We start from the raw sequence: 24,618 nt of genomic DNA on the forward strand, positions 1-24,618 counted from the left end.
GCATGATTGGATTATTATGTCTTATTGTGGGACACTGCTAATTTGGCAGTGTTTTTTTATTTTCAAATTTTCATTTTAGGAGGAATTTTATGAAAGTCTCAATCAAAATACTTTACTTTCTAGCAGTATTATTAATCATTCCTAATACAGCTTTTGCTATGCATATCATGGAAGGTTTTTTACCAATCAAGTGGGCAATATTTTGGTGGCTCCTTACATTCCCTTTTTTAATCATTGGATTAAAGAAAATGAGTAGTTTAGTAAAGAGAAATGCTGAGACGAAGTTATTACTAGGTTTATCGGGTGCATTCACTTTTGTATTATCCGCATTAAAAATTCCTTCGGTTACTGGAAGTTGTTCTCATCCTACGGGTGTTGGGTTAGGAACCGTATTATTTGGACCATTTGTAATGAGTGTTTTAGGTACCATCGTGTTATTATTCCAATCATTATTAATTAGCCCATGGAGGTTTAACAACGCTTGGCGCCAATGCGTTTTCGATGGCGATTGCTGGACCTTTTATCGCCTATGGAGTATTTAAAGGCTTCAATAGGATCGGTTTGCCCTTTACTCTAGCAGTTTTCTCAGCAGCAACATTGGCAGATTTAGGTACATATGTCATTACATCTATTCAACTTGCACTAGCCTTTCCATCTGAAGTTGGTGGAATTTTCGCTTCATTTGTAAAGTTTGCTGGCGTATTCGCTGTTACACAGGTACCATTAGCAATTATTGAAGGATTGATTTCAGTAATGGTGATGAATTTCTTATTGAAATACAACGAAAGAGAATTAAAGTTACTTCAAGTACTAAAGAAACCTCAGGAGGTGAAGTAAGATGTTAAAAAAGAATATGCTTTTATTAATTTTGATCATTTTTTTAATGATTGTCCCGCTGATTTTTAACGGAGATGCAGAATATGGTGGTGCAGACGGAGAAGCGGAAGAATTAATTACAGCACTGAACCAATCCTATGAACCATGGTTTTCAAGTATTTGGGAGCCTCCTAGTGGTGAAATAGAAAGTTTATTATTCGTACTACAAGGAGCAATCGGTGCAGGGTTCATTGGTTACTTTATAGGATATATGCGAGGCCGGAATAGGGGCGGAAATGCAGAGATACAGAAATGAGAATGTTAGAATATTTCGCTTATCAATCACCTTTAAGAAATAAACACCCAATCGAAAAAATGGGATTTGCTCTTATTCCATTAATATTGAATATCGTATTTCAAAATGTTCTTACATCCATATTCATATTTTGCATCATGACAGTTATTACTTTAATAATCGGAAAAGTTCCGATTCGTCTATATTTGAAGTTATTGCTTATTCCAGTGGTATTTCTAATTTCAAGTATACTAGTCATTTTACTCAATTTTTCAACTAACCCTATAGAAGGTGCCATTTTTCAATCTATTATTGGTCCCGTCACGATTTCAATTTCGATAACGAGTGTTGAAAAGGCATTGATGCTATTTGTTGTTGCTTTATCGAGTATTAGTTGTTTGTATTTTTTAATTTTATCTACGACGATTCAAGATTTTCTATATGGATTAAGGTGTTGTAAAGTACCAACTACTTTATTGGATTTAATTGCATTAATGTATCGATTTATATATATATTTCTTGATTCCAGCAGGACAATCTATCTTGCACAAATAGCAAGGTTAGGTCACAGTTCTTTATTAAATTCTATCAAATCAATTGGACTTATAATCAGTGCTTTGTTTATTAAGGTATTTCAAGAAATGAAAGACTTAAATAATGCGATAAATGCAAGAAGTGTAGATGGATATTCAGCAGTCATTTCAAGAGAACTTCATTTTTCAACAAGTAGTTGGATATTTACGTTGTTAGTGAATTTGTTCATTATCGTCTTTTATTTCACCGTTGGGAGAGTTGGTTAAAATGAATACTCCTTTGTTTGAATTGAAAGAAGTTTCTTATACCTATGAAGATGGAACAGAAGCTTTACAAAAAATAAATTTACAAATTGATCAAGGAAAAAAAATTGCTTTGTTAGGTAGTAATGGAGCAGGGAAATCCACTTTAATATTGCATTTAAATGGTTTATTAAAACCAACCTCCGGAACAATTTATTTTAAAGGACAACCATTATCCTATTCAAAAAAAGAATTGTTAAATGTTAGACGCAAGGTTGGAATTGTTTTTCAAAATCCAGAAACCCAGTTGTTTAATGGAACTGTTTGGGATGATATTGCCTATGGGCCATTTAATTTACATTTAGCAGAACAGGAACGAAAGTCGTTGATAGAGAAAGCAATTAATCAAACAGATGTTGAATCATTATTAGATAAACCGATTCACTTTTTAAGTGTTGGGCAAAAAAAGCGAGTTTCCATCGCTGGAGTTCTTGCTATGGATCCTGAAGTCATCATATTAGATGAGCCGACTGCATCTTTAGATATTTATTACACAAGGAAAATACGAAAATTGTTAAACGAACTTCATTGTGACGGGAGAACACTCATTCTTTCTACTCATGATATTGACTTTGCTTATGAATGGGCTGACGAAGTCGTTGTGATGCATCATGGAGAAATGTTATATCACGGTGCTTTTTATCGTTTGTTTGAAGAAAACAAGGACATTGTGAAAAAAGCAAATTTAGAAACATCCATAATATTCGAAATTGCGCAAATGATGAAAATGCAAGGACTCATTTCAAAACTAGATGATGTACGTTCAAAAGAAAAAGTAATAGATGTTCTTCATGATTGTTTCATGAAGGCAAAGAATTAAAAGGGGTGATGAGTTTGAAGGGAAAGCTTTACATTGTCGGATTTGGTCCAGGTGATGCTAATCACATTACCTATCGTGCAGTTGAAGCAATCAAAGCTAGTGATACAATCATTGGCTATAAAACTTACGTCGAGCTAATTAAAGATTTATTAGATTCCAAACAACAAATTATTAGTACAGGGATGACAGAGGAAGTATCACGAGCACAAGCGGCAATAAAACTTGCTGAAGCGGGGCACCATGTGTCGGTCATTTCAAGTGGTGATTCAGGTGTATACGGTATGGCTGGTTTAATTTATGAAGTGCTCGTTGAACAAGGGTGGAATAAAGAAACCGGGGTTGAAATTGAAGTTATTCCTGGCATTTCTGCAGTTCATTCTTGCGGTTCCCTTCTTGGAGCTCCAATAATGCATGATTCATGCACAATTAGTTTAAGCGACCATTTAACGCCATGGTCTATTATTGAAAAAAGACTGGAAGCAGCGGCAGCAGCAGATTTTGTAATTGCTTTATATAATCCTAAAAGCGGTAGGAGAACAAAACAAATTGTAGAGGCTAGGAGAATTTTATTAAAATACCGGTCACCGAATACGCCTGTTGGACTCGTAAAGAGTGCTTATCGTGAGAGACAAAATATTGTAATTACTACGCTAGAAAAAATGCTAGATTACGAGATTGGTATGCTCACAACGGTGATTATCGGAAATTCTTCCACTTTTGTGTATGATGACTTAATGATTACACCGAGAGGATACAAACGAAAATATACGCTTGATAGCGAGATTCAACCATTGAAACCTCATGAACGATTAAAAAAGGAAGCTGAACCTTGGTCTTTAGAAAATCTAGAGTCGAAAGAAAGTGAACTATTTAAACAAAAAACGCCATTTCAACTTGCATGTGAAGCAATTGCCATGCTAGATCAAAAGCAACATTTCGTTGTAGAACAGCCAAGCAATATGTCTATTTTTGAATTTGCGGTAAGCCCTGGAGTGGCAAACAAACGATTTACTCCGGAGCAATTTCAGCTGTTAGCAGAAATTGTGGGAAATGAAGGAAGGATGGACTATTCAAGGGATCATCAGTTACTCATAAGTATTCCAACCAATAATCCTAATAAAATAGTAGAGCAAATATCAAACGTTGGATTGCTAGTGATGCCGGTTGGAAATGTCGTTACGGTAAAAGCTTGTGATTTTTGTGATGGTGAAAAAGCTGATTCCATTCCATACGCGGAAGAACTTCAAAGACGATTTGGAGGAAAAGCCATGCCGAAAGAATTAAAGATCGGTATTAATGGATGCGGAATGGCTTGTTACAACGCAGTTATGGAAGATATCGGAATCGTTTACCGAAAAGGTAAGTTTGATGTGTTTTTAGGGGCAAAACCAGTTGGGCGTACGGCCCATCCTGGACAATTAATTGAAGAAGGATTAGAAGCGGATCAATTAGTTGATTTAATCGAAAAAATTATTGAGGAATATAAAGAACATGCTCATCCAAATGAAAGACTATTTAAATATTTTAAACGGAAAAAAGTGCTAGCAGGCTACGAATATCAAGATAATGAACCAAAATTGAATTTACAACCGATCCCTTGTGTAGATTAGGAGGAAGAAAATAATGACAAAAGCCATTTTGTTTGTAGGACATGGAAGTAAGTTAGAAGCAGGAAATAATGAAGTAAGGGAATTTGTGGAGCAATTAACCCCTTTAATAGATGCTAATTTATTAGTTGAGACTTGTTTTTTAGAATTTGCTGAACCTACCATTTCTCAAGGAATTGATGATTGTGTTGAAAAAGGTGCAACAGAAATATATGTAATTCCGATTATTTTACTACATGCAGGACATTCAAAAATTCATATTCCTGCTGAAATTGTAGAAGCACAAAATAAATATCCCCATGTGAAATTTACGTATGGTGAAGTTGTTGGAATTCACGAAGAAATACTTCAAATTTTACTAGAGCGTTTGCAAGAAATCGGTTTTGATACACAGGCAAAACATGAAGACACAGCGATTTTATTAATTGCTCGTGGTGGAAGCGATGAATACGCAAATGGTGATTTTTATAAGATTACAAGACTTTTATGGGAAAAACTAGATGTTCCAATAGTAGAAAGTGCTTTTATGGGAGTGACAGAACCATTAGTTGATGAGGGTATTGAACGTTGTATCAAACTCGGTGCGAAAAAAATAATTATGCTTCCATATTTTCTATTCACAGGCATTTTAATCGAACGAATGAAAAAATATTGTGAGCGTTTCAATGAACAATACCCGAACGTAAAAATAGAGATTGCACATTATTTTGGAAATCATCCACTTTTAAAATCAGTGATCATTGAGCGAATGGATCAAGCACTAAATGGACACTCAAAAGGTGTTAAGGACTTGGAGAATATTCAAAGGTTAAAGCAATTGGGACTCATTTCTCATCATCATCATGACCATGAACATCATCACCATCATCATGACCATGAACATCATCATCATCATGATGAAAAAACGGAAGTGAAACCATGATTCTGTTTTTAGCAGGTACAAGCGATGCACGAGAGTTAGCAATTTTGTTAAAAAAGAAAGGCTTCCCCCTAATAGCCACTGTAGTAACAGAATCTGCTGCAAATAGACTTACTGATGAAGGAATCAATGTAAGAGTTGGTCGCTTAAATGAAGAAAAAATGTTTGAATTTTCAAAGAAAAATGGGGTGACTGCAATTGTTGATGCAAGTCATCCCTTTGCAGAGGAGGCGCATAAAACAGCGAAATCCGTAGCGGAACAATTAAAAATCCCATATATACGATACGAAAGAGAACAATCAAAGCTAGAACAAGACTCTATTATTTATGTTTCAACTTACGAAGAAGCAGCGGAACTCGCAGCAAAGAAAAAAGGAGTTGTCATGTTAACAACCGGCAGTAAAACATTAGAAATCTTTGCGAAAAAATTATTGCCACTAAATGATGTTCGCGTAATTTGCAGAATGCTTCCCCGAATCGATAATATGCAAAAATGCGAACAACTTGGCTTCCCTCAAAAAAATATTGTAGCAATGCAAGGACCTTTTACAAAAGAGTTAAATACTGCCTTATTTAAGCATTTCGGAGTGACACTCATGATAACCAAGGAAAGTGGAAAAGTTGGTGCTGTTGATGAAAAAGTAGAAGCTGCAAAAGAATTAGGGATTGAGACGATTGTGATTACAAGACCAAATATACAATTTGGCAATGAGTTTCACAAAATGGAGGAAGTTGTAGAATTCTTAAAAATACAAAGAAACGAGGGTGTGCTATGAATTTTAAACCGATTACGGTAGAACCGAATAAAATTTATGATTATAGTTTTGCCATTATTGAAGAAGAGATGGGTGAACATCATTTTTCTGAATTGGAATGGCAAGTCGTGCGTCGAATTATTCATGCTTCAGCAGATTTTGAATTAGGAAGGAGTGTTGTATTTTCTCCTGGTGCAGTTGAAGCAGGCATCAAAGCAATTCGAGAAGGAAAACATGTGATTGCCGATGTTCAAATGATTGTCAGCGGCTCAGGAAGGAAACGATTTCAAAAATATGGCGGAGATTTGCATTGCTATATCGGTGACGAAGATGTGGCACAAGAAGCAAAAAAAGAAGGAGTTACACGGGCAATTATGTCCATGAGGAAAGCTATCCGTGAACATGTAGGAGGAATTTATGCGATTGGTAATGCTCCTACAGCCTTATTAGAGTTAATTCGCCTTATCAATGAAGGCATCGCAAAACCCGACTTAATTATTGGGATGCCTGTCGGATTTGTTTCTGCAGCTGAGTCGAAAGAGGAACTTTTAAAACTAAAAGGAGTACCTTATATCACAAATGTTGGTCGTAAAGGAGGTAGCACGGTAACCGTTGCCGCATTAAATGCTATTTCTATTTTAGCTGATCAGGTGTGAGGTATATGCAAAAACAGAAAAGAAAAGATCCTTCTGAACTTAGGGAAGGTTATACAACGGGTGCTTGTGCAACAGCATGTGCTAAAGCAGCATTAATCGCATTAATCACAAAGCTAGAACAAAAAAAAGTAATGATTCATCTGCCTGTGGGAAAAGATGTTGAATTTTCAATCGAAAAATGTGAAATAAGAGATATTGAAGTAAAATGTTCCGTAATAAAAGATGGTGGAGATGATCCTGATGCAACTCATGGAGCAATTATTGAAGCAACTGTTTCTTGGAGAAAAGACAGGGAAATTTTTATTGATGGCGGCAAGGGAGTAGGCCGAGTAACAAAACCTGGATTACCAATTGAAGTGGGACTAGCTGCCATTAATCCCGTTCCACGTAAAATGATTCAAACAGAAGTTGAAAAAGTCTTACAGCAATATGGAATTGAAACCGGAGTAAATATTATCATCACTGTCCCCGAGGGTGAAGAAATTGCTAAAAAAACATTAAATAGTCGTCTTGGCATCATTGGAGGTATTTCAATTTTGGGAACAAGGGGAACAGTCGTTCCTTTTTCCAACGCCGCTTATATGGCAAGTATTGTACAAGCAATATCTGTAGCAAAAGCAGCGGGTAGTGAACATCTTGTCTTTACAACTGGTGGAAGAAGTGAAAAATTTGCCATGAGCATGTATAGTGAGCTTCCTGAAGTTGCTTTTATTGAAATGGGAGATTTTGTTGGTTTTTCAATGAAACAGTGCAAACAATTAGGCATTCCGAAAGTATCTTTAGTCGGGATGATGGGAAAATTTTCAAAACTTGCCCAAGGTTCCATGATGCTTCATTCAAAAGGTTCTCAAGTCAATTTTGAATTTCTTGCATCCATTGCTAGAGAAAGTGGCGCTACCAATGAAAGTGTTAGACAAATTCTTCAAGCAAATACAGCAAATGAAGTAGGGGAAATCATGAAAGAACAAGGATGTATGGAATTTTTTGACAAATTATCGGAACTTTGCTGTAAAGAAATCTTAAAACATGTTGGTGGCGGATTGATTGTTTCAACTGCGATTTATTCAATGAAAGGTGAATTATTAGGAAAGGCGGAAATAATTGATGCCCATTAAATTGATTGGAATTGGTGATAACGGTGCACAAGGTTTGCATCCACAACTCATCGAATGGATTGAAAGTGCAGAAGTTCTCGTTGGTGGAGAAAGAGTATTATCATTTTTTCCAAACTTTAATGGAGAAAAAATATTATTGAAAACTAAAGTAATGAGCGTTATAGAAAAGCTAGAAAATAGGAATCAAAACATTGTGATTTTAGCCTCTGGCGATCCATTGTTCTATGGAATTGGAGGCCTCATTTCGAAAAAACTTCCAGTTGAAATTTATCCTTATGTAAGTTCAATTCAACTTGCAGCCGCAAAGTTCGGAATTAGTTGGCATGATGCTTATTTTGTCAGTATTCATGGAAGGCCGATTAAAGGACTAGCGCAAAAAATCGATGGAAAAGACAAAGTGATTATATTAACGGATGAAAATAATTCGCCAAATAATCTAGCATCATACTTAATAGAGTTTGGAATGACCGAATATGAAGCATATATTGCTGAAAACTTGCAAGGAGAAAAAGAACGTTGCAGAAAAATGACGCTTGAAGAAATGAAGCGAGCAAGCTTCTCCCCTTTAAATGTTGTAATTTTAGTAAAAATTCAGCAAACAAAAAATTGGTCTCTTGGCATAGATGATGAAGAGTTTTATCAACGAAAACCGGAGAAAGGTTTAATCACGAAAAAAGAAGTTCGTGTTTTATCCATTAGTGCATTGAATTTACATGAAAAAAGTATTGTTTGGGATATCGGCACATGCACCGGTTCCGTTGCAATTGAAGCAGGGAAGATTGCAAAAGAAGGTAAAATTTTTGCCATTGAAAAAAATGAAGAAGATATCAAAAACTGTCTTCTTAATCAACAAAAATTTCGGGTTGATTTCACTGTTGTACACGGAAAAGCACCAGAAGGCCTTGAAAAGTTTCCGAATCCCGATGCTATTTTTATCGGTGGTACGGGTGGAAACATGGAGGAACTATTAACCGTATGTTGTGAAAGATTAAACAAGAATGGCCGCATTGTTTTAAATGCTGCAACAATCGAAAACTTATATGAATCTATCAAAATATTTTATAAGTTAGGATTTCATACAGAAGTTACCCAAGTACAAATTGCGAGAAGTAAACAAATATTATCGTTGACTCGATTCGCTCCATTAAACCCTGTGTTTATTGTAAGTGCAAAACGAAAGGAAGATGAGGATGTGTAAAGGTGCTTTATATGGCATAGGTGTAGGACCTGGAGATCCGGAATTACTTACCGTTAAAGCTTTTCGGAAACTTCAAGAATGTCCTGTAATAGCCTATCCGAAAAAAATGCGAGGTTCAAAAAGTTATGCGTATAAGATTATAGAAGTTTATATACGTCCTGAAGAAAAGGAAATGTTAGGACTTATATTTCCAATGACGAAAAATGAGGAAGTATTAGAGAGGGAATGGAATAAAGCCGTTGATATAATTTATGAAAAAATTGCTCAAGGGAAAGACGTGGCATTTGTTACTGAAGGAGACCCGTTATTATATAGCACTTTTATTCATCTAATGAAAGTAATGAAGGAAAAATATCCTGATGTAGAGATTCATTCCATACCTGGTATTTCCTCCGTTAACGGTGCAGTATCCCGATTAACCATTCCACTAGCGGATGGTGATGAACAAGTGGCTATCATTCCCGCAAATGATGATGTTGAAAAGATGAGAAAAGCAATTGAAAATCATGATGCTGTAGTATTTCTAAAAGTTGCAAAGGTTATTGATGTGTTGCTAGAAATGCTTCGAGAATTAGGATTAGAAAACAAGGCACATGTAGTTACAAAAGTTACATCTGACGAGGAAATCTTATGGAATATCAACGAATTAGAAGGTGCCGATTTAAATTATCTATCATTAATGGTGGTGCGCAAATGAAGAAAATTTGGATAATTGGAGCAGGTCCAGGCGATCCCGATTTAATAACTGTAAAAGGATTACAAATGTTGCAAGAAGCAGATTGTATTCTTTATACAGACTCCCTTGTTAATGAAGAATTAATTGCCAAAGCAAAGAAAGAAGCAGAAATTATTAAAACAAGTGGAATGCATTTGGAAGAGATTGTTTCAATCATAGTCGATCGAGTAAAACGTGATAAATTAGTTGCCCGCATTCATACTGGAGATCCATCGATGTACGGTGCCATTGCTGAACAAATAACATTATTGAAAAAAGAAGGCATTGGGGTAGAAATCATTCCTGGTGTAAGCTCTGTTTTTGCTTCTGCAGCGGCAATACAAGCAGAATTAACGATTCCAGAATTAACACAAACTCTTATTTTAACCCGCGCTGAAGGTCGTACACCTGTACCGGAAAAAGAAAAATTAAAAGATTTAGCAAGCCATCATTGTACAATCGCTCTTTTCCTAAGTGCAACATTAACGAAAAAAATAGTGAAGGAATTAAAAGAAGCGGGGTGGCAAGATGACACGCCCGTTGCGGTAATTCAAAAAGCTACATGGCCAGATGAAAAAATCGTTCGTACAACACTCGCGAATCTCGATCAAGCGATGAAAGAAAATGGCATTCGGAGTCATGCCATGATTTTAGCAGGATGGGCACTTGACTCTAACCTTTATGAAAAGGATACGTATCGCTCAAAGCTTTATGATGCCGAGTTTACTCATGGCTATCGGAAAGGAGTTTCAAAGTGATTCAACTTGTGGAAGAGGAAATTCCAAACATTCATCAAAAAAATGATTATGCAGTTGTTGCTATAACAAAACATGGTGTAGAAATTGCTCGGAAATTACAAGGACTTTTTCCTAATTGTGACCTTTATTATCCGCAAAAGTTTTGTAAAGCTGATGAAGATAGCTTAAGCATCCAACTATATGATGGCAATGTTCGAATTCTGTTATCAGCGATTTTTAACAAATATAAAGGTCTGATTTTATTTATTTCTCTCGGTGCAGTTGTTCGCATGATAGCACCTCTTATAAAAGATAAAAAAAATGATCCAGCCGTTGTTGTTATAGATGATTGTTGTAAAAATGTAATCAGTGTGCTTTCCGGTCATCTAGGTGGAGCGAATGAATTAACGCGAGAAATCGCGGCATTGCTTCATGCAAACCCTGTGATTACGACGGCATCAGATGTTCAGCAAACTATCGCTGTTGATTTATTTGGCTCTCGGTTCGGTTGGGTTTGGGATTCAGAAGAACATTTAACGAAGGTTAGTGCAGCTGTTGTGAACGAAGAACATGTTGCTGTTGTACAGGAAAGTGGAGAGCGTTCATGGTGGATATATGATCGCCCATTACCAGAAAATATAAAAATTTATCAATCCATTTTGGAAGCAATCAATGCAAAACCAAGCGGTGCTCTAATTGTTACTCATCGGTTACTCAACCCAGAAGAGACACCAATTTTACAATACGGCATTATATTTAGGCCTAAAGTAATTGTAATAGGAATCGGTTGTAATCGTGGAACAAGTGCGGAGGAAATTCATTTCGTCATTGAAGAGACGTTGCTTGAGTTAGGATTTTCATCAAAAAGTGTAAAAGCCATTTGTACGATTGATCTAAAGAAAGATGAAGAGGGTTTATTGCAAGTTGTAAACGAAAGAAATGTGGAATTTTGTACGTACACAGCTAAAGAATTGAATGAAATGCATATCGAAGAACCATCAGAAACGGTTTATAAATATACTGGAGCATATTCCGTAAGTGAAGCAGCAGCAAAACGTTATTTACAATCAAATTCACTAGTTCTAGTCAAAAAGAAAAGTGGGAATGTAACAATTTCTGTTGGGGTACTCGAGCATAAGGAGGATTTTCCGTGGCAAAAAGATTAATGATTGCAGGTACATCGAGCGGGGTTGGAAAAACCACTTTAACAATCGGAATCATGGCGGCATTGAAAAAACGAAATCTTGTCGTTCAAGGATTTAAATGTGGTCCAGATTATATTGATCCAACCTATCACACTGCCGTTACAAAACGAGTTTCTCGAAATATTGATAGTTGGATGTTTAGCCACGATGTCATTCGCGATATTGTGGAACGCAATAGTCGTGATGCAGATATAACAATTATTGAAGGTGTAATGGGGTATTTTGATGGAAAAAATCCATTAGAAAATACTGGTTCTGCTGCTGATATTGCGGACATTACTGAGAGTCCAGTTCTTCTCGTAGTGGATTGTGCAAGTATGGCAAGAAGTGCTGCTGCGATTGTAAAAGGCTTTCAAACAATCCATGTACCATCACGTATTGTTGGCGTAATAGCCAATCGTGTAGGAAGTGAGAGCCATTTTAACATTGTAAAAGCTGCCATTGAACAAGAATGTCATATTCCTGTGATTGGTTATATGAAGAAAAACAATGAACTCCACTTGCCAAGCAGGCATCTCGGGTTAATTCCTGCTATTGAACGGGGAGATTTAGATTCTTATTTTGAAATGCTGGCAACAGAAGTTGAAAAAACGATTGATCTTAATAAACTACTAACGATTTCTGAAACAAACAGCTTAGAAAAAGTGAATCATTCTATTTTTGAAGAAAATTTAAAGGGGAATGTGAAAATTGCAGTAGCAAAAGATGCTGCTTTTAATTTTTATTATGAAGAAAATTTACAATTGCTCCGAGCTCGAGGGGCAGAACTTCTTTTTTTCTCACCGTTAGCAAATGATCCAGTACCGGAAGATGTTGATGGTTTATATATTGGTGGAGGCTTCCCGGAAGAATTTGCTGAAAAGTTAGCGAGTAATGAAGTGTCGAAACAATCCATCAAAGCAATGATTGAAAAAGGTGTTCCAACTGTTGCTGAATGCGGTGGATTTATGTATTTAACAAAATCCATTGAGACGACAGAAGGGATGAGTTATCCAATGGTTGGGGTAATTGATGGTAAAGTAGCCATGCAGTCCACACTTGCAGCCCTTGGATATCGAGAAATTTGTGGCATGAATGACAATTTCCTAATGAAAGAAGGAGAGGTTGCGAAAGGTCATGAATTCCACTATTCAATTTTCCAGCCAAATTCATTATATCCACCAGCTTATGAATTGAAAAGTCGATTTGGAGCAAAACGAGTTGGCTGCATTCTCCATTCTTTAATTGCAGGATATGTTCATTTCCATTTCGCCTCCAATTCAAAACTTGTAGATAACTGGATAAATGCATGTTTACAATTTCAAGAACAGAAACGAAATGCAATCTAATAATCTTAGAATGAAAAAGATGAACAAAAATATGAAGCAACAATGTTTCGGGAGGGAAAATATGAGGTTAGGAAAAGTGTATTTAGTAGGTGCTGGACCTGGGGATGAGAAATTAATTACCGTTAAGGGTCTTGAATGTATTCAACAATCTGACTGCATTGTATATGATCGGCTTATTAACTTAGCATTGTTAGATTATGCTCCAGATAATGCAGAGCTTATATATTGTGGAAAACTTCCAGGAAAACATATGCGAATCCAAGAGGAAATTCATGAAATTCTAGTACAAAAAGCATTAGAAGGAAAAGTAGTAACCAGATTAAAAGGTGGAGATCCAAGTATTTTTGGAAGAGTAGGAGAAGAAGCGGCAGTATTAAAAAAGAAAGGAATACCATTTGAAATTGTGCCCGGCGTTACTGCAAGCGTTGCAGCAGCCGAATATGCGGGAATTTCGTTAACCCATCGTGAATATGCATCCACTGTTGCGTTAGTTACAGGACACGGAAGTAAAGATAAAGGTTCTGATAATTTAAATTGGGACTCCCTCTCCGGAATTGATACAATAGCATTTTATATGGGCGTAGGTAATTTAAGAAATATTTGTCATAAATTAATGCATCATGGAAAAAGAGCTGATACCCCAGTTGCAATAATTGAAAATGGTACGACAACAAGGCAAAGAACGATTACAGGGACATTAGAAACAATTTATGAACAAGCAGTAAAAGCACAGATTAGGAATCCTGCCATGATTATTGTAGGTGAAGTGGTACGTATCAGAGAACAAGCCCAATGGTTTGAAGAATATATAGATGATTTGAAAAACACTGTAAATGAATGAAAGAAACAGGAGAAATATCGATGAAACAAAAAGGACTTATATTAATATATACTGGAAATGGTAAAGGGAAAACGACTTCAGCTTTAGGTCTTACTTTGCGTGCAATTGGCCGCGGCATGAACGTTCGTTTTTTACAATTTATTAAATCGAAAGAACGGACTTATGGTGAAGCCCTTGCTCTAAAAAAATTAGGGGTGACAATGGAACAATTAGGAATCGGTTTTACTTGGACAAAAACACCTGAGGAACATCGTGAAGCCTTGAAAAAAGGTTGGGAAATAGCAAAACAAGCCATTCAAGATTCAACTGTAGACGTTGTAGTATTAGATGAATTAAACAATGCCCTAAGCATTACACAGTTTCCAGTTGAAGATGTGATTCCATTAGATGAAGTGATCAACGTCATTCAAAACCGACCAAAACATATGCATGTTGTAATTACAGGCCGTAATGCAAAACAAGAATTAATCGATATTGCAGATTTAGTTTCAACTATTGAACCGACGAAACATTATTACAATGAAGGGATTCCAGCAGTAAAAGGCTTGGAATTTTAAAGGAGAGGTCGTTTTTGCGTGCTAATTCAATTATGATTCAAGGAACATCTTCTGATGTGGGAAAGAGTGTGCTTTGTACCGCACTTTGCCGCATTTTCTCAAATGCAGGATACAAAGTAGCACCTTTTAAGTCTCAAAATATGGCGCTGAATTCCTATGTCACCAAAGATGGGGGAGAAATTGGGCGTGCTCAAGGTGTACAAGCGGAAGCTGCAAGAGAAATCGCAACAACTAAGATGAATCCGATATTACTGAAGCCGAAACAAGACATGGTATCAGAAGTCATTGTTCATGGGAAACATTTTAAGGATATGAGTGCTACAAATTATAGAGATAACTTTGTGCTGCAGGCATTGCCAATTGTTGAAAAGGCCATTCGAGAACTAGAACAGTCCTACGATATTATTGTAGCAGAAGGTGCTGGAAGTCCTGCTGAAATTAATTTAAAAGATCGAGATATTGCTAACATGCGTGTTGCGAAAATGCTCAATGCGGATGTGTTCCTTGTGGCGGATATAGATCGAGGAGGCGTTTTTGCATCCATTGTTGGCACTCTAGCATTGCTAGATGAAGATGAAAGAAAACTTGTAAAAGGAATAATTATTAACAAATTTAGAGGAATGATTGAAATACTTGAAAACGGAATAAAATGGCTTGAAGAATATACAGGTATTCCTGTCATTGGCGTCATCCCATATTTTGACTTGAAAATCGAAGCCGAAGATTCATTAGCCCTTGATACGTTAAAATTAAAAAGACCGAAAAAGAACGATTCTCTCATTGATGTTGTTTGTATACAATTGCCGAGAATCTCTAATTTCACCGATTTAGATCCGCTATTTGATGAACCTGATGTAGGCGTTCGTTTTGTAAGTCATGCAAGTGATTTAGGCAATCCTGACTGTATTATAATTCCTGGTACGAAGAATACGACAGCAGATTTAGAGTGGTTGAAAGAAACGGGATTATTTGAGGCTATTCAGCAATGCTCTATGAATGGTTCGCGGGTATTTGGGATTTGTGGTGGCTATCAAATATTAGGAGAGAAGTTGTTTGACCCTGACTTTGTGGAGAGCGATATAAAAGAAACGACAGGTCTTTGCTTATTACCGATTCAAACGACTTTTGAAAAAAATAAACGCACGACCCAAACGAAAGGGAAAATTCATCCAATGCTTTTTAATAAAGAAATTGATGTGAAAGGTTACGAGATTCATTTAGGTCAAACAAAAGTAACGCAAGACTCTAATGTACAACCATTTTTACAATTAGATGATGGATCTTGTGATGGGATTATTTTTCATCACGGGAAAGTGATTGGTACTTATTTACATGGAATTTTCCAAAATCGTTCCTTTACAAGAGCTTACTTTAATGAAATTAGAAAAAGTAAAGGTTTAAAAGAATTATCAATGGATGTAATATCCGATAAAGAACAACGAGAACAAGCTTACGACGTACTTGCACAACATGTACAGCAATATTTGAATATGGAATATATTTATTCTTTATTAGAAAATCAAAAGAAGGTCAAAGGGGGCGTCTGAAAAGTCATTTCAAGACGCCCCCTTTGCGGCTGTCGCTATCGCTTTCGCCGCAGATAAATTGCGGCTGTCGCTATCGCTTTCGCCGCAGATAAATTGCGGCTGTCGCTATCGCTTTCGCCGCAGATAAATTGCGGCTGTCGCTATCGCTTTCGCCGCAGATAAATTGCGGCTGTCGCTATCGCTTTCGCCGCAGATAAATTGCGGCTGTCGCTATCGCTTTCGCCGCAGATAAATTGCGGCTGTCGCTATCGCTTTCGCCGCAGATAAATTGCGGCTGTCGCTATCGCTTTCGCCGCAGATAAATTGCGGCTGTCGCTATCGCTTTCGCCGCAGATAAATTGCGGCTGTCGCTATCGCTTTCGCCGCAGATAAATTGCGGCTGTCGCTATCGCTTTCGCCGCAGATAAATTGCGGCTGTCGCTATCGCTTTCGCCGCAGATAAATTGCGGCTGTCGCACAAGCTTAGCCGCAGATAAATTACGGCGAGAAGGCGCGTTTGATGTGACCACTGCAGGAGCAAAATTTTTAAGAGAATATTACTATAAGAAGTAAGGCTGTTCAGAAAGTGTTCGAATTTCTGGATAGTCTCTTTTATTTGTTCAGTATAAGTGGTGAAATTTGTAATCTTAAGCAACTAAGCGTAGAATGATGATGAAAAAGGTATGATAAAGGAGTTTTGATGATGAGAAACTGCCGTTTAGTAAATGAATTTATCGAATTAGTACAGATTGACTCGGAAACGAAACACGAAGAAAAAATCGCACCCGTACTTATAAAGAAGTTAGAGGATTTAGGTTTTTCAGTATATCAAGATGATGCCCATACACGAAATGGTCATGGTGCTGGGAATATTATTGCCACATTGAATGGAAAAGAAGATATAGAACCCATTTATTTTACTGTTCATATGGATACAGTCGTTCCTGGAAAGGGAATTAAACCTGAAATACGGGATGATGGATATATTTATTCAGACGGAACAACGATTCTAGGTGCAGATGATAAAGCCGGTATTGCTGCACTATTTGAAATGGCCCGTCGACTTAAAGAACAGTCAATTGAGCATGGAACAATTCAATTCATAATAACTGCTGGTGAAGAAAACGGACTTCGTGGGGCTAAGGAATTGGAACGGGAAAAGATTATCGCCAAGTATGGATATGCGGTAGATAGTGATGGAAAAGTTGGGGGTATTGTCGTTGCAGCTCCTTACCAAGCTAAAATTGAAGCGAAGATATTTGGAAAAACTGCCCACGCAGGAGTTGAACCAGAGAAAGGAATCTCTGCCATCACCCTAGCTGCAAAAGCGATTGCTGAAATGAAATTGGGGCGCATCGATCATGAAACAACGGCAAACATCGGTCGTTTTGAAGGTGGAAAGGCAACAAATATCGTTTGCGATGAAGTTTTAATTTTAGCAGAAGCCCGCTCCATCCAAAAGGCTAAATTAGATCACCAAACGAAACATATGAAAGAGACTTTCGAAAAAGTTGCTGAAAAATTAGGCGGCCGTGCAGAAGTGGATGTTCAAATCATGTATCCTGGATTTTCAGTAAACGAATCAGACAAAGTGGTGCAAATAGCAGTCGAAGCTGTCCGAAATATTGGTCGTACACCTCAAATTGGCGTTTCAGGCGGTGGTAGTGATGCAAACATTATTTCAAGTTTTGGAATACCGACAGTGAACTTATCGGTAGGCTATGAAAATATTCATACAACAAAAGAAAGAATGCCTATTGAAGAATTGGAGAAATTAGCCGATTTATTAGTAGAAATCGTTAAAAGTTCTTGCAAGTATTGTTCAATTTGAGGTGATGTTCATGAAAACAATTGTTTTTCGATGCGAAAATGAAGAATACGCAATACCTGTTAATCAAGTCGTGTCGATTGAAAAAATAGGAAAAATAAACCCCATTCCACACTTGCCAACTTATTTAGTAGGTTTTACGCGAATTCGTGGAGAGCTTATACCTATCCTTGATTTTAATATTATTTTGTACAACAAACCAACAACGGATTCGTTGGCGAGAATCATTGTATTAAATACGAACGTCGTCAATTATGGATTAGTTGTGAGTGAAGCGAAAGAAATTTTAGATTTTCGTGATGAAGACATTCAACAAGTGGGGCTCGTAAATTATTCTCAAACAAAATATTTTACAGCAGTGGCCAATTTAGAAAATCGAATGATTACGATTGTGAATCCAGACGTTTTGATAAATTCATTAGAAGGAATTCGGGAAATTATTGATTATTTACATCATTTATTGAAAGAGGAAAAAGAGGTGAATTCATAAAATATAGAATTGCTAGAGTAAGGCATTAGCCTTTTCTAGCTTTATTTTTATATAAGGTGGAATGATATGATGAAAACGCCATATCGACCAATTCTTCATATACCAAAAACAAAAATGGAGAAAATCTGTGATATCGTTGGCATTGGTTTATTTATATTGTCTAATTTGTTTATTATTTTTCAGTGGAGCCAAATTCCTGATCGAATACCAGTACATTTTAATGGTAAAGGTGAAGTAGATCGATGGGGTTCAAAATATGAGTTAATCATATTGCCATTCATTGGAATGTTTGTTTTATTATTAACATCTCTTTTTGAAAAAGCTCCTCATATGTATAATTATCCGGAAAGAATCAATGAATCAAATGCAGAAAAATTTTATTTAAATAGCCGAAAGATGTTAAATATTATAAAAAATATTTGCATGATCCTTTTTGCATTGATTAATTTTCAAATTGTACAAATCGCATTAGGTAAAACCGAATTTCTTTGGATTTGGTTTATTCCGGGGATTATCGTTTCCCTCATTATTACAATAGGTATTGGTATATATAAACAATCCAAAATTAAATAATCATTTTCCACACTTCTATACCGAATGACACGAAATGTTGAAATATGGGAGTTGATTTGATTGGAAATACGGAAAGAACTATTAGAACTGTCTGAACAGAAGTATCAATTGTTTCAAAAAACATTAATACCGAATCAAGAAAATATTCTTGGGGTTCGCATTCCGAAGTTAAGAGCATTAGCAAAAGAAATTTCAAAAAGCGACTGGGAAGATTTTTTATTGAATGGAACAGAGGAATATTTTGAAGAAATTATGCTAAAAGGCATGGTGATCGGGCAAGTAAACATTCCATTAGAGGAAAGGCTCAAGTGGATTAAGTGGTTTGTACCTAAAATAGATAATTGGTCTGTATGTGATAGTTTTTGTGTCGGATTAAAATTTACAAAAAAGCATCGGGATGAAGTGTGGAAATTTCTTAACCCCTATTTCCAATCAAAAAATGAATTTGAAATACGTTTTGCTATCGTGATGTCCCTTAGTTATTTTATTGAAGAAAAGTGTGTTGAAGAATTATTTCAAATATGGGATGGCATCAAGCATGACGGCTATTATGTTAAAATGGCGGTCGCTTGGGCGATATCCGCTGCCTATTTAAAGTTTCCCGAAGAAACAACAACATTTTTACAAAAAAATTCATTAGATGATTTTACTTATAATAAAGCGTTGCAAAAAATAATTGAGTCTCATCGTATTAGTAAAGAAGTAAAGGAAAATATACGAAAAATGAAAAGATCATCATGTTAATAAGGAATCCCTTCTAAATCTAATAATCGTTTTTTTACATCCAGTCCACCGCTGTAACCAGTAAGACTTCCGTTTTTACCTATGACGCGGTGGCAAGGGATAATGATGGATAATGGATTGCTTCCAATTGCTCCTCCTACTGCACGGACTGCTTTTGGATTTCCAATATTCGTTGCCACTTCAGAATAGGTAGCAGTTTTGCCAAATGGAATTTTACATAATTCATTCCACACTTGTAATTGGAAAGGAGTTCCAGAAATATCAAAAGGTAATGTAAATTGTTTGCGTTTACCATCCAAATATTCAATCAATTGGGAAGAATAGGGCGAAATGAAAAGATCATTTTCAACTACTTCACAATGCGGAAATTGTTTTTGGCAATACTGTTTTAATTCTTCCATAGAAGAATGTTGAGCCCCTATAAAAACTAAACCTTTGTCCGATGCGGCAATATATAAGTCCATATATGAATGGTTGATGCATGATGCGTAAATGCTTTTTTGTTTCATAACATAACCCCTTTCTCGTTTTCCTAAATGAAATACTAAATTAAGTAAACTGTAACATACTTTTTCTTCCGATTCTTCATCTGAAAAAAATAAAATATTTAAATTAATATGATAATAAAAAGATAAATCAAAATAGCGATGTTTTATAGGAGTAAATTAATAGTTAAAAATATTGTTACTTTTCTTTATATATTTAATTATTGTAATATTAAAATACTAATAAAGGTGGACAAATGGGGGAAGAACATTGATACAGTTAGAAAATGTAACAGTGAAACGAAATGGCAAAATCCTTTTGAAAGAGATTAATTGGAATATAGATAAGGGGGAGCATTGGTCCATCATTGGATTAAACGGAGCGGGTAAAACTTCATTGCTCAATATCATCACCGGCTATCTATACCCTACTTCAGGAACAGTAAAAGTGTTAGGTCAAGAATTTGGAAAAACAAATATTCCTGAATTGCGTAAAGAAATCGGCTTTATCAGTTCTTCTTTAAAAGAGCAATTAAGAGAATTTGATTCTGTGTTAAGCATTGTGCTAAGCGGAAAATTCGCATCGATTGGTCTATATGAACCGGTAGAAAAAAAAGATGTGGAAATCGCACATATGCTTATGAAACAATTAGGAATTGAATATTTAGAAAGTTCCCGATATGGCCTACTGTCTCAAGGTGAAAAACAAAGGGTGTTAATTGCTAGAGCATTAATGGCCAATCCGAAAATATTAATATTAGACGAACCTTGTAATGGATTAGATGTTATTGCAAGAGAGGAATTTCTAGCGTTTTTAGGGAATCTTGCACGACAGGAATATTGTCCAACATTAATCTATGTCACTCATCATGTAGAAGAAATATTGCCTTGTTTTTCTCATACTTTGTTGCTAAAAGATGGGGAAGTATATGCAAAAGGATTAGCAAATGATCTATTAACCGAGCAAAACTTATCTCAATTTTTTGGTCGCGATCTATCCGTACAAGAACAGCAGAATCGTACATGGATTGCATTTAAATAATTGGACAATTCAAAGCCGTTTACGAGGAGCAGGATAAATGAAGGGAAATAACATTCGGAAAGAATTGCTATCTTGGTTTTTTGTTTTCGTTTCGGGAATTACTATTGCTTTAATCTGTAGGGAATATATTTTTTCTCCCGTTGTTGTAAATGGTGCGTCAATGTCACCTACATATGAAAATGAAGATGTCATTATTGTTAGCAAAATAAGTAAAATCCAACGATTTGATCACATTGTTTTTAAAGCACCTTATGAAGATGAATATTATATTAAACGGGTCATAGGTTTGCCTGGAGATACGGTTGAAATGAAAGATGATGTATTAATTATCAATGGAAAAGAATTTGAAGAACCATATGTAAAACAAAATGCTGAGTATCAAATTCGCATGACTGAAAATTTTACATTGGAAGATTTGACGGGTGAAAAGAAAGTGCCAGATGGCTATATATTTGTATTAGGAGATAATCGTTTGAACAGTTATGATAGTCGGCATTATGGTTTAATACCAATAGAGGATGTTTTTGGAGAATCTAAATTGAGAATTTATCCACTACAAAACATGAAATATTTTTCTAATCCATATGAATAAACATTGATGGGAATTAGTCACGTACCAGAAGGTAGAGAAATTTTTGCCAATTTAACAGTGAAAGAAAATTTGCTTATGGGAGCATTTTCTGTAAAGGGAAAAGCAGTAATCGAAGAACGTATGGAAAATGTCTTTACTTACTTTCCGAGATTAAAAGAACGCATGAATCAGAAGGGTGGAACAATGAGTGGCGGGGAGCAACAAATGCTTGCAATCGGTCGAGCATTGATGATGCAGCCTAATTTATTAATGCTTGATGAACCTTCTATGGGACTTGCTCCAATTGTCGTTGAACAAATATTTGAAATCATACTTCAATTGAATGAGATGGGCATTACAATTTTGTTAGTCGAACAAAATGCATATCAGGCATTAAGCATTGCACACCGAGGTTACGTTATTCAAAATGGTGAAATTGTCTTAACGGGAACAGGAAAAGAACTTGCTGAAAATGAAGAAGTAAAAGAAGCATATCTTGCATAAATAAAGATAGTTATTAGTTCAAAAATACATCATTTTTCAATAAAGAAAAATGGTGTATTTTTATATTTAATAATGAATTTTAGGTTATAGTAATAAACAAAATTTAAAAGAATGATTATATAACAGAGGGGGTCAATCATGTATTATCCAATCATGATGAATATAAAAAATAAAAATGTTGTCGTAATCGGTGGGGGACGTGTTGCTTATCAAAAACTAATAGGATTAGAGGGAACAGAAGCAAACTTAACGATCATTAGTCCAACCATTATTCCAGAAATTAAGGAATGGATGCAACACAATAACGCGAAATGGATTGAAAAAACTTTTGAACCTATAGATATTGAACAGGCAAATATCATTATTGCTACGACAAATGATTCAGCTACAAATCATGAAATACGAATCCATAAAAAAGAACATCAACTTTTGTTGCTTGCAGATAATCCGAAAGATAGTGACTTTATTACACCAGCAACCATAAAGAGAGGGAAACTTAACATCTCCATTTCTACTGGCGGTGCTAGTCCTAGTTTAGCAAAAAAAATTAAAAAAGATCTCGAACAACAATTTGATGAAAAATTTGAGGATTATATAGAATTTTTAGATTACGCTCGTCATATCGTTTTAAATCAAATTGCTGATCGTTCATTAAGGAAAAAACTTTTAACCCAATTATTGGATTCCAAATTTTACAATCTTACGGTTGAAGGAGATATAATAAAAAGAAATGAAATATTTAAGGAAATGTTGCAGCAAGTAAAAGGACAATCATTTTAATTCAGAAATAAATATATTATGTAAACTAACTAACAAGTTTCAGGTTGTTCTAAACCAATAGTAGAAAGAACTGATTGATTAAACATTTATTTTACATGAGTTGCTCTCTAAAGATTTCTTAAATAGCCCACACAGCCAATTAACTGAATAGAAGCATACAATGAGGTAAGAAAGGGGGCAAATCGTGTTTGAAAAAATAAAATATTTAATCGGCCAGCCCATCGGTGTTTCGTTTAAAAATGGATTAAGTGTCTCAGGGGTATTATGCAGTGCAAATGAGCATGAAATCTCCTTAATGGAATACTTATATCAAGAAAAATTTATACAAAGACATTATGATTTTCATATGATACAAGGAATATATATGTTCCCAAGCTGTTCGGATGAATATCTAAATTAAACAATCCTCTAGAGATTTTCTAGAGGATTTTATTTTTTGTAACAACGATTCAGAACCTTTTTTTGAACTAAGCAATTTTCTGATACAAGCCCTTTCTCTCATTTTATCAACTAGTTTGAAAGCTGTATTATTTAATTTTTATCAAATTATGAATAAAAATGTAAATATTTGGACAATACTTAGTTCGTATTAACAAAAAGTGAATTGCAAGTTTGTTTGTTAAGGAGGACTAAGTATGAAAAAAATTGCAGCATATATGCTTTTATGTTTGACATTGTTTACAACATCATTGACATATGCAAAAGAAACATCAGTGGAAGAAGGGGAAATCGACTTTGTCACCAACATTTTAGGTAATGGAGTGGTGGAAGATGCAATTACACGCCAACTTGCTTTTATGAAAGCCCCACTATTTACTGTATACACTGTGAAGGAAGGGGACAACTTGTTCCGTATTGCATTAAATCATGAAGTACCATTAGATTTATTAATGGAATGGAACGATTTAGACAATACATTGATTCATCCTGGTAAGAAATTGATTATTTACAATGACGAAAAATACAAAAAAGAATACAAACCGATTTCTATTGTAGCTGACACAACGGGTGGCTACTTGCCGAAAAGAGAAACGAAAGCATCACCTACCTCTACTCAGCAAGTGATAAAAGAAGATGAACCGTCATTAAAAGAAATGACTGTTACAGCAACAGCATATACTGCATACTGTGAAGGATGTTCTGGTACCACTGCTTATGGGATAAATTTACGAGAAAATCCACATATGAAAGTAATTGCTGTTGATCCTAACATTATCCCACTCGGTACAAAAGTATGGGTGGAAGGCTACGGTTATGCAATTGCTGGTGATACTGGAGGAGCCATTAAAGGAAATAAAATTGATGTATTCATCCCTTCCCATGATCAAGCAATGCAGTGGGGAGTAAAAAAGGTAAAAATTAAAATTTTAGATTAAACTTTCATATCATCATGAAAAAATAACTCATAAAAAATACACTTCACTTTCAATTATTTAAGAAATGAAGTGTATTTTTTATTATATTGACAATCAAATAAATTATAACAATTGGTCGACTTTTGTCCCCTTAAAGTCATGTTCAATGATTGCATAAAAATGATAAAATAACACTACTTATAATAAAGAAAAATCTGCCGAAATTAAAAATGTAAAATAGCAATTAGTTCGTACGAAAATGTTTTATCTAAATAATATTTCTATTATTATACAAAAAGTAACATGGAAAACACTTCTTT

General features: G+C 35.5%; 26 protein-coding genes and 2 pseudogenes. 27 read left to right on the top strand and 1 reads right to left on the bottom strand.

The window, feature by feature from the left end:
• Nucleotides 1-89: 89 nt before the first annotated feature.
• From NST98_RS03250 to NST98_RS03350, 21 genes and pseudogenes are all read left to right on the top strand, one after another.
• Nucleotides 90-837: pseudogene (locus NST98_RS03250) on the top strand (energy-coupling factor ABC transporter permease).
• Between the two features lies 1 nt (nt 838).
• Nucleotides 839-1,132 carry an energy-coupling factor ABC transporter substrate-binding protein gene (locus NST98_RS03255; RefSeq protein ID WP_016837776.1) on the top strand — a complete coding sequence of 98 codons (294 nt, stop codon included), beginning with the start codon at nt 839-841 and terminating at the stop codon, nt 1,130-1,132.
• Nucleotides 1,129-1,911, top strand: coding sequence for a cobalt ECF transporter T component CbiQ (gene cbiQ / locus NST98_RS03260; protein ID WP_340714425.1), 783 nt, complete (start codon nt 1,129-1,131; stop codon nt 1,909-1,911). Before NST98_RS03255 ends, cbiQ begins: the two co-directional genes overlap by 4 nt.
• A gap of 1 nt (nt 1,912) precedes the next feature.
• Nucleotides 1,913-2,767, top strand: coding sequence for an energy-coupling factor ABC transporter ATP-binding protein (locus NST98_RS03265; RefSeq protein WP_168412201.1), 855 nt, complete (start codon nt 1,913-1,915; stop codon nt 2,765-2,767).
• Nucleotides 2,768-2,775: 8 nt separating this feature from the next.
• Nucleotides 2,776-4,377 (top strand): precorrin-3B C(17)-methyltransferase, encoded by a 1,602-nt coding sequence (cobJ, locus tag NST98_RS03270; protein ID WP_340715657.1) that lies wholly within the window; start codon nt 2,776-2,778, stop codon nt 4,375-4,377.
• A gap of 13 nt (nt 4,378-4,390) precedes the next feature.
• Entirely contained in the window at nt 4,391-5,296 is a 906-nt protein-coding gene (locus tag NST98_RS03275; RefSeq protein ID WP_340714426.1) for a sirohydrochlorin chelatase, read from the top strand.
• The gene (gene cobK, locus NST98_RS03280) at nt 5,293-6,069 is read left to right on the top strand and encodes a precorrin-6A reductase (protein ID WP_340714427.1); all 777 of its coding nucleotides are present in this window, start codon (nt 5,293-5,295) and stop codon (nt 6,067-6,069) included. The genes NST98_RS03275 and cobK overlap by 4 nt, the downstream gene beginning before the upstream one ends.
• Nucleotides 6,066-6,704, top strand: coding sequence for a precorrin-8X methylmutase (locus NST98_RS03285; protein WP_340432784.1), 639 nt, complete (start codon nt 6,066-6,068; stop codon nt 6,702-6,704). Before cobK ends, NST98_RS03285 begins: the two co-directional genes overlap by 4 nt.
• A gap of 5 nt (nt 6,705-6,709) precedes the next feature.
• Nucleotides 6,710-7,819, top strand: a complete 1,110-nt coding sequence (locus tag NST98_RS03290; RefSeq protein ID WP_340714428.1) for a cobalt-precorrin-5B (C(1))-methyltransferase — start codon at nt 6,710-6,712, stop codon at nt 7,817-7,819.
• A complete protein-coding gene (gene cbiE / locus NST98_RS03295) occupies nt 7,809-9,017 on the top strand; it encodes a precorrin-6y C5,15-methyltransferase (decarboxylating) subunit CbiE (RefSeq protein WP_096551007.1) in 1,209 nt (402 codons plus the stop codon). Before NST98_RS03290 ends, cbiE begins: the two co-directional genes overlap by 11 nt.
• Nucleotides 9,010-9,714, top strand: coding sequence for a precorrin-2 C(20)-methyltransferase (cobI, locus tag NST98_RS03300; RefSeq protein WP_340715658.1), 705 nt, complete (start codon nt 9,010-9,012; stop codon nt 9,712-9,714). Before cbiE ends, cobI begins: the two co-directional genes overlap by 8 nt.
• Complete coding sequence (cobM, locus tag NST98_RS03305; protein ID WP_096551011.1) at nt 9,711-10,490, top strand: precorrin-4 C(11)-methyltransferase; 780 nt, start codon at nt 9,711-9,713, stop codon at nt 10,488-10,490. The genes cobI and cobM overlap by 4 nt, the downstream gene beginning before the upstream one ends.
• A complete protein-coding gene (locus NST98_RS03310) occupies nt 10,487-11,635 on the top strand; it encodes a cobalt-precorrin 5A hydrolase (RefSeq protein WP_340714429.1) in 1,149 nt (382 codons plus the stop codon). Before cobM ends, NST98_RS03310 begins: the two co-directional genes overlap by 4 nt.
• Nucleotides 11,635-13,002 (top strand): cobyrinate a,c-diamide synthase, encoded by a 1,368-nt coding sequence (locus NST98_RS03315; RefSeq protein ID WP_340715659.1) that lies wholly within the window; start codon nt 11,635-11,637, stop codon nt 13,000-13,002. Before NST98_RS03310 ends, NST98_RS03315 begins: the two co-directional genes overlap by 1 nt.
• A gap of 61 nt (nt 13,003-13,063) precedes the next feature.
• On the top strand, nt 13,064-13,843 hold the full coding sequence (cobA, locus tag NST98_RS03320) for a uroporphyrinogen-III C-methyltransferase (RefSeq protein WP_340714430.1): 780 nt from the start codon (nt 13,064-13,066) through the stop codon (nt 13,841-13,843).
• 20 nt (nt 13,844-13,863) lie between these two features.
• The gene (locus NST98_RS03325; RefSeq protein ID WP_016837790.1) at nt 13,864-14,400 is read left to right on the top strand and encodes a cob(I)yrinic acid a,c-diamide adenosyltransferase; all 537 of its coding nucleotides are present in this window, start codon (nt 13,864-13,866) and stop codon (nt 14,398-14,400) included.
• Between the two features lie 14 nt (nt 14,401-14,414).
• Nucleotides 14,415-15,947 carry a cobyric acid synthase gene (locus NST98_RS03330; protein ID WP_340714431.1) on the top strand — a complete coding sequence of 511 codons (1,533 nt, stop codon included), beginning with the start codon at nt 14,415-14,417 and terminating at the stop codon, nt 15,945-15,947.
• Nucleotides 15,948-16,629: 682 nt separating this feature from the next.
• Nucleotides 16,630-17,757, top strand: coding sequence for a M20/M25/M40 family metallo-hydrolase (locus NST98_RS03335; protein ID WP_340715660.1), 1,128 nt, complete (start codon nt 16,630-16,632; stop codon nt 17,755-17,757).
• Nucleotides 17,758-17,767: 10 nt separating this feature from the next.
• On the top strand, nt 17,768-18,244 hold the full coding sequence (locus NST98_RS03340) for a chemotaxis protein CheW (RefSeq protein ID WP_340714432.1): 477 nt from the start codon (nt 17,768-17,770) through the stop codon (nt 18,242-18,244).
• A gap of 66 nt (nt 18,245-18,310) precedes the next feature.
• Nucleotides 18,311-18,817, top strand: a complete 507-nt coding sequence (locus NST98_RS03345; RefSeq protein WP_340714433.1) for a DUF1648 domain-containing protein — start codon at nt 18,311-18,313, stop codon at nt 18,815-18,817.
• A gap of 60 nt (nt 18,818-18,877) precedes the next feature.
• Nucleotides 18,878-19,561, top strand: a complete 684-nt coding sequence (locus tag NST98_RS03350) for a DNA alkylation repair protein (RefSeq protein ID WP_340714434.1) — start codon at nt 18,878-18,880, stop codon at nt 19,559-19,561.
• Here NST98_RS03350 and NST98_RS03355 read toward each other — a convergent pair.
• Nucleotides 19,558-20,070: a methylated-DNA--[protein]-cysteine S-methyltransferase gene (locus tag NST98_RS03355; RefSeq protein WP_340714435.1), complete on the bottom strand. Its 513-nt coding sequence runs from the start codon at nt 20,068-20,070 to the stop codon at nt 19,558-19,560. The genes NST98_RS03350 and NST98_RS03355 overlap by 4 nt on opposite strands.
• 247 nt (nt 20,071-20,317) lie before the next feature.
• Between NST98_RS03355 and NST98_RS03360 the strand changes: the two genes are divergently transcribed.
• From NST98_RS03360 to NST98_RS03385, 6 genes and pseudogenes are all read left to right on the top strand, one after another.
• A complete protein-coding gene (locus NST98_RS03360) occupies nt 20,318-21,088 on the top strand; it encodes an ABC transporter ATP-binding protein (protein ID WP_340704001.1) in 771 nt (256 codons plus the stop codon).
• A gap of 37 nt (nt 21,089-21,125) precedes the next feature.
• Nucleotides 21,126-21,680 carry a signal peptidase I gene (gene lepB, locus NST98_RS03365; protein WP_340704000.1) on the top strand — a complete coding sequence of 185 codons (555 nt, stop codon included), beginning with the start codon at nt 21,126-21,128 and terminating at the stop codon, nt 21,678-21,680.
• 3 nt (nt 21,681-21,683) lie between these two features.
• A pseudogene (locus NST98_RS03370) lies at nt 21,684-22,163 on the top strand (ABC transporter ATP-binding protein); the annotation flags it as partial.
• Nucleotides 22,164-22,301: 138 nt separating this feature from the next.
• Nucleotides 22,302-22,943: a precorrin-2 dehydrogenase/sirohydrochlorin ferrochelatase family protein gene (locus NST98_RS03375; protein ID WP_340714437.1), complete on the top strand. Its 642-nt coding sequence runs from the start codon at nt 22,302-22,304 to the stop codon at nt 22,941-22,943.
• A 184-nt stretch (nt 22,944-23,127) separates the two neighbouring features.
• Nucleotides 23,128-23,343, top strand: a complete 216-nt coding sequence (locus NST98_RS03380; RefSeq protein WP_016837806.1) for a hypothetical protein — start codon at nt 23,128-23,130, stop codon at nt 23,341-23,343.
• Nucleotides 23,344-23,578: 235 nt separating this feature from the next.
• Entirely contained in the window at nt 23,579-24,319 is a 741-nt protein-coding gene (locus tag NST98_RS03385; protein WP_340703994.1) for a 3D domain-containing protein, read from the top strand.
• Nucleotides 24,320-24,618 lie beyond the last annotated feature (299 nt).

Source organism: Ureibacillus sp. FSL W8-0352, from assembly GCF_038004345.1.
In the GTDB taxonomy this organism is placed as follows: domain Bacteria; phylum Bacillota; class Bacilli; order Bacillales_A; family Planococcaceae; genus Ureibacillus; species Ureibacillus thermosphaericus.

What these genes read in the sequence shown, in the direction of transcription:
- NST98_RS03255 (WP_016837776.1), top strand. Translation starts at nt 839, where the DNA reads ATGTTAAAAAAGAATATGCTTTTATTAATTTTGATCATTTTTTTAATG.
- cbiQ (WP_340714425.1), top strand. Translation starts at nt 1,129, where the DNA reads ATGAGAATGTTAGAATATTTCGCTTATCAATCACCTTTAAGAAATAAA.
- NST98_RS03265 (WP_168412201.1), top strand. Translation starts at nt 1,913, where the DNA reads ATGAATACTCCTTTGTTTGAATTGAAAGAAGTTTCTTATACCTATGAA.
- cobJ (WP_340715657.1), top strand. Translation starts at nt 2,776, where the DNA reads ATGAGTTTGAAGGGAAAGCTTTACATTGTCGGATTTGGTCCAGGTGAT.
- NST98_RS03275 (WP_340714426.1), top strand. Translation starts at nt 4,391, where the DNA reads ATGACAAAAGCCATTTTGTTTGTAGGACATGGAAGTAAGTTAGAAGCA.
- cobK (WP_340714427.1), top strand. Translation starts at nt 5,293, where the DNA reads ATGATTCTGTTTTTAGCAGGTACAAGCGATGCACGAGAGTTAGCAATT.
- NST98_RS03285 (WP_340432784.1), top strand. Translation starts at nt 6,066, where the DNA reads ATGAATTTTAAACCGATTACGGTAGAACCGAATAAAATTTATGATTAT.
- NST98_RS03290 (WP_340714428.1), top strand. Translation starts at nt 6,710, where the DNA reads ATGCAAAAACAGAAAAGAAAAGATCCTTCTGAACTTAGGGAAGGTTAT.
- cbiE (WP_096551007.1), top strand. Translation starts at nt 7,809, where the DNA reads ATGCCCATTAAATTGATTGGAATTGGTGATAACGGTGCACAAGGTTTG.
- cobI (WP_340715658.1), top strand. Translation starts at nt 9,010, where the DNA reads ATGTGTAAAGGTGCTTTATATGGCATAGGTGTAGGACCTGGAGATCCG.
- cobM (WP_096551011.1), top strand. Translation starts at nt 9,711, where the DNA reads ATGAAGAAAATTTGGATAATTGGAGCAGGTCCAGGCGATCCCGATTTA.
- NST98_RS03315 (WP_340715659.1), top strand. Translation starts at nt 11,635, where the DNA reads ATGATTGCAGGTACATCGAGCGGGGTTGGAAAAACCACTTTAACAATC.
- cobA (WP_340714430.1), top strand. Translation starts at nt 13,064, where the DNA reads ATGAGGTTAGGAAAAGTGTATTTAGTAGGTGCTGGACCTGGGGATGAG.
- NST98_RS03325 (WP_016837790.1), top strand. Translation starts at nt 13,864, where the DNA reads ATGAAACAAAAAGGACTTATATTAATATATACTGGAAATGGTAAAGGG.
- NST98_RS03335 (WP_340715660.1), top strand. Translation starts at nt 16,630, where the DNA reads ATGAGAAACTGCCGTTTAGTAAATGAATTTATCGAATTAGTACAGATT.
- NST98_RS03340 (WP_340714432.1), top strand. Translation starts at nt 17,768, where the DNA reads ATGAAAACAATTGTTTTTCGATGCGAAAATGAAGAATACGCAATACCT.
- NST98_RS03345 (WP_340714433.1), top strand. Translation starts at nt 18,311, where the DNA reads ATGATGAAAACGCCATATCGACCAATTCTTCATATACCAAAAACAAAA.
- NST98_RS03355 (WP_340714435.1), bottom strand. Translation starts at nt 20,070, where the DNA reads ATGAAACAAAAAAGCATTTACGCATCATGCATCAACCATTCATATATG.
- lepB (WP_340704000.1), top strand. Translation starts at nt 21,126, where the DNA reads ATGAAGGGAAATAACATTCGGAAAGAATTGCTATCTTGGTTTTTTGTT.
- NST98_RS03375 (WP_340714437.1), top strand. Translation starts at nt 22,302, where the DNA reads ATGTATTATCCAATCATGATGAATATAAAAAATAAAAATGTTGTCGTA.
- NST98_RS03385 (WP_340703994.1), top strand. Translation starts at nt 23,579, where the DNA reads ATGAAAAAAATTGCAGCATATATGCTTTTATGTTTGACATTGTTTACA.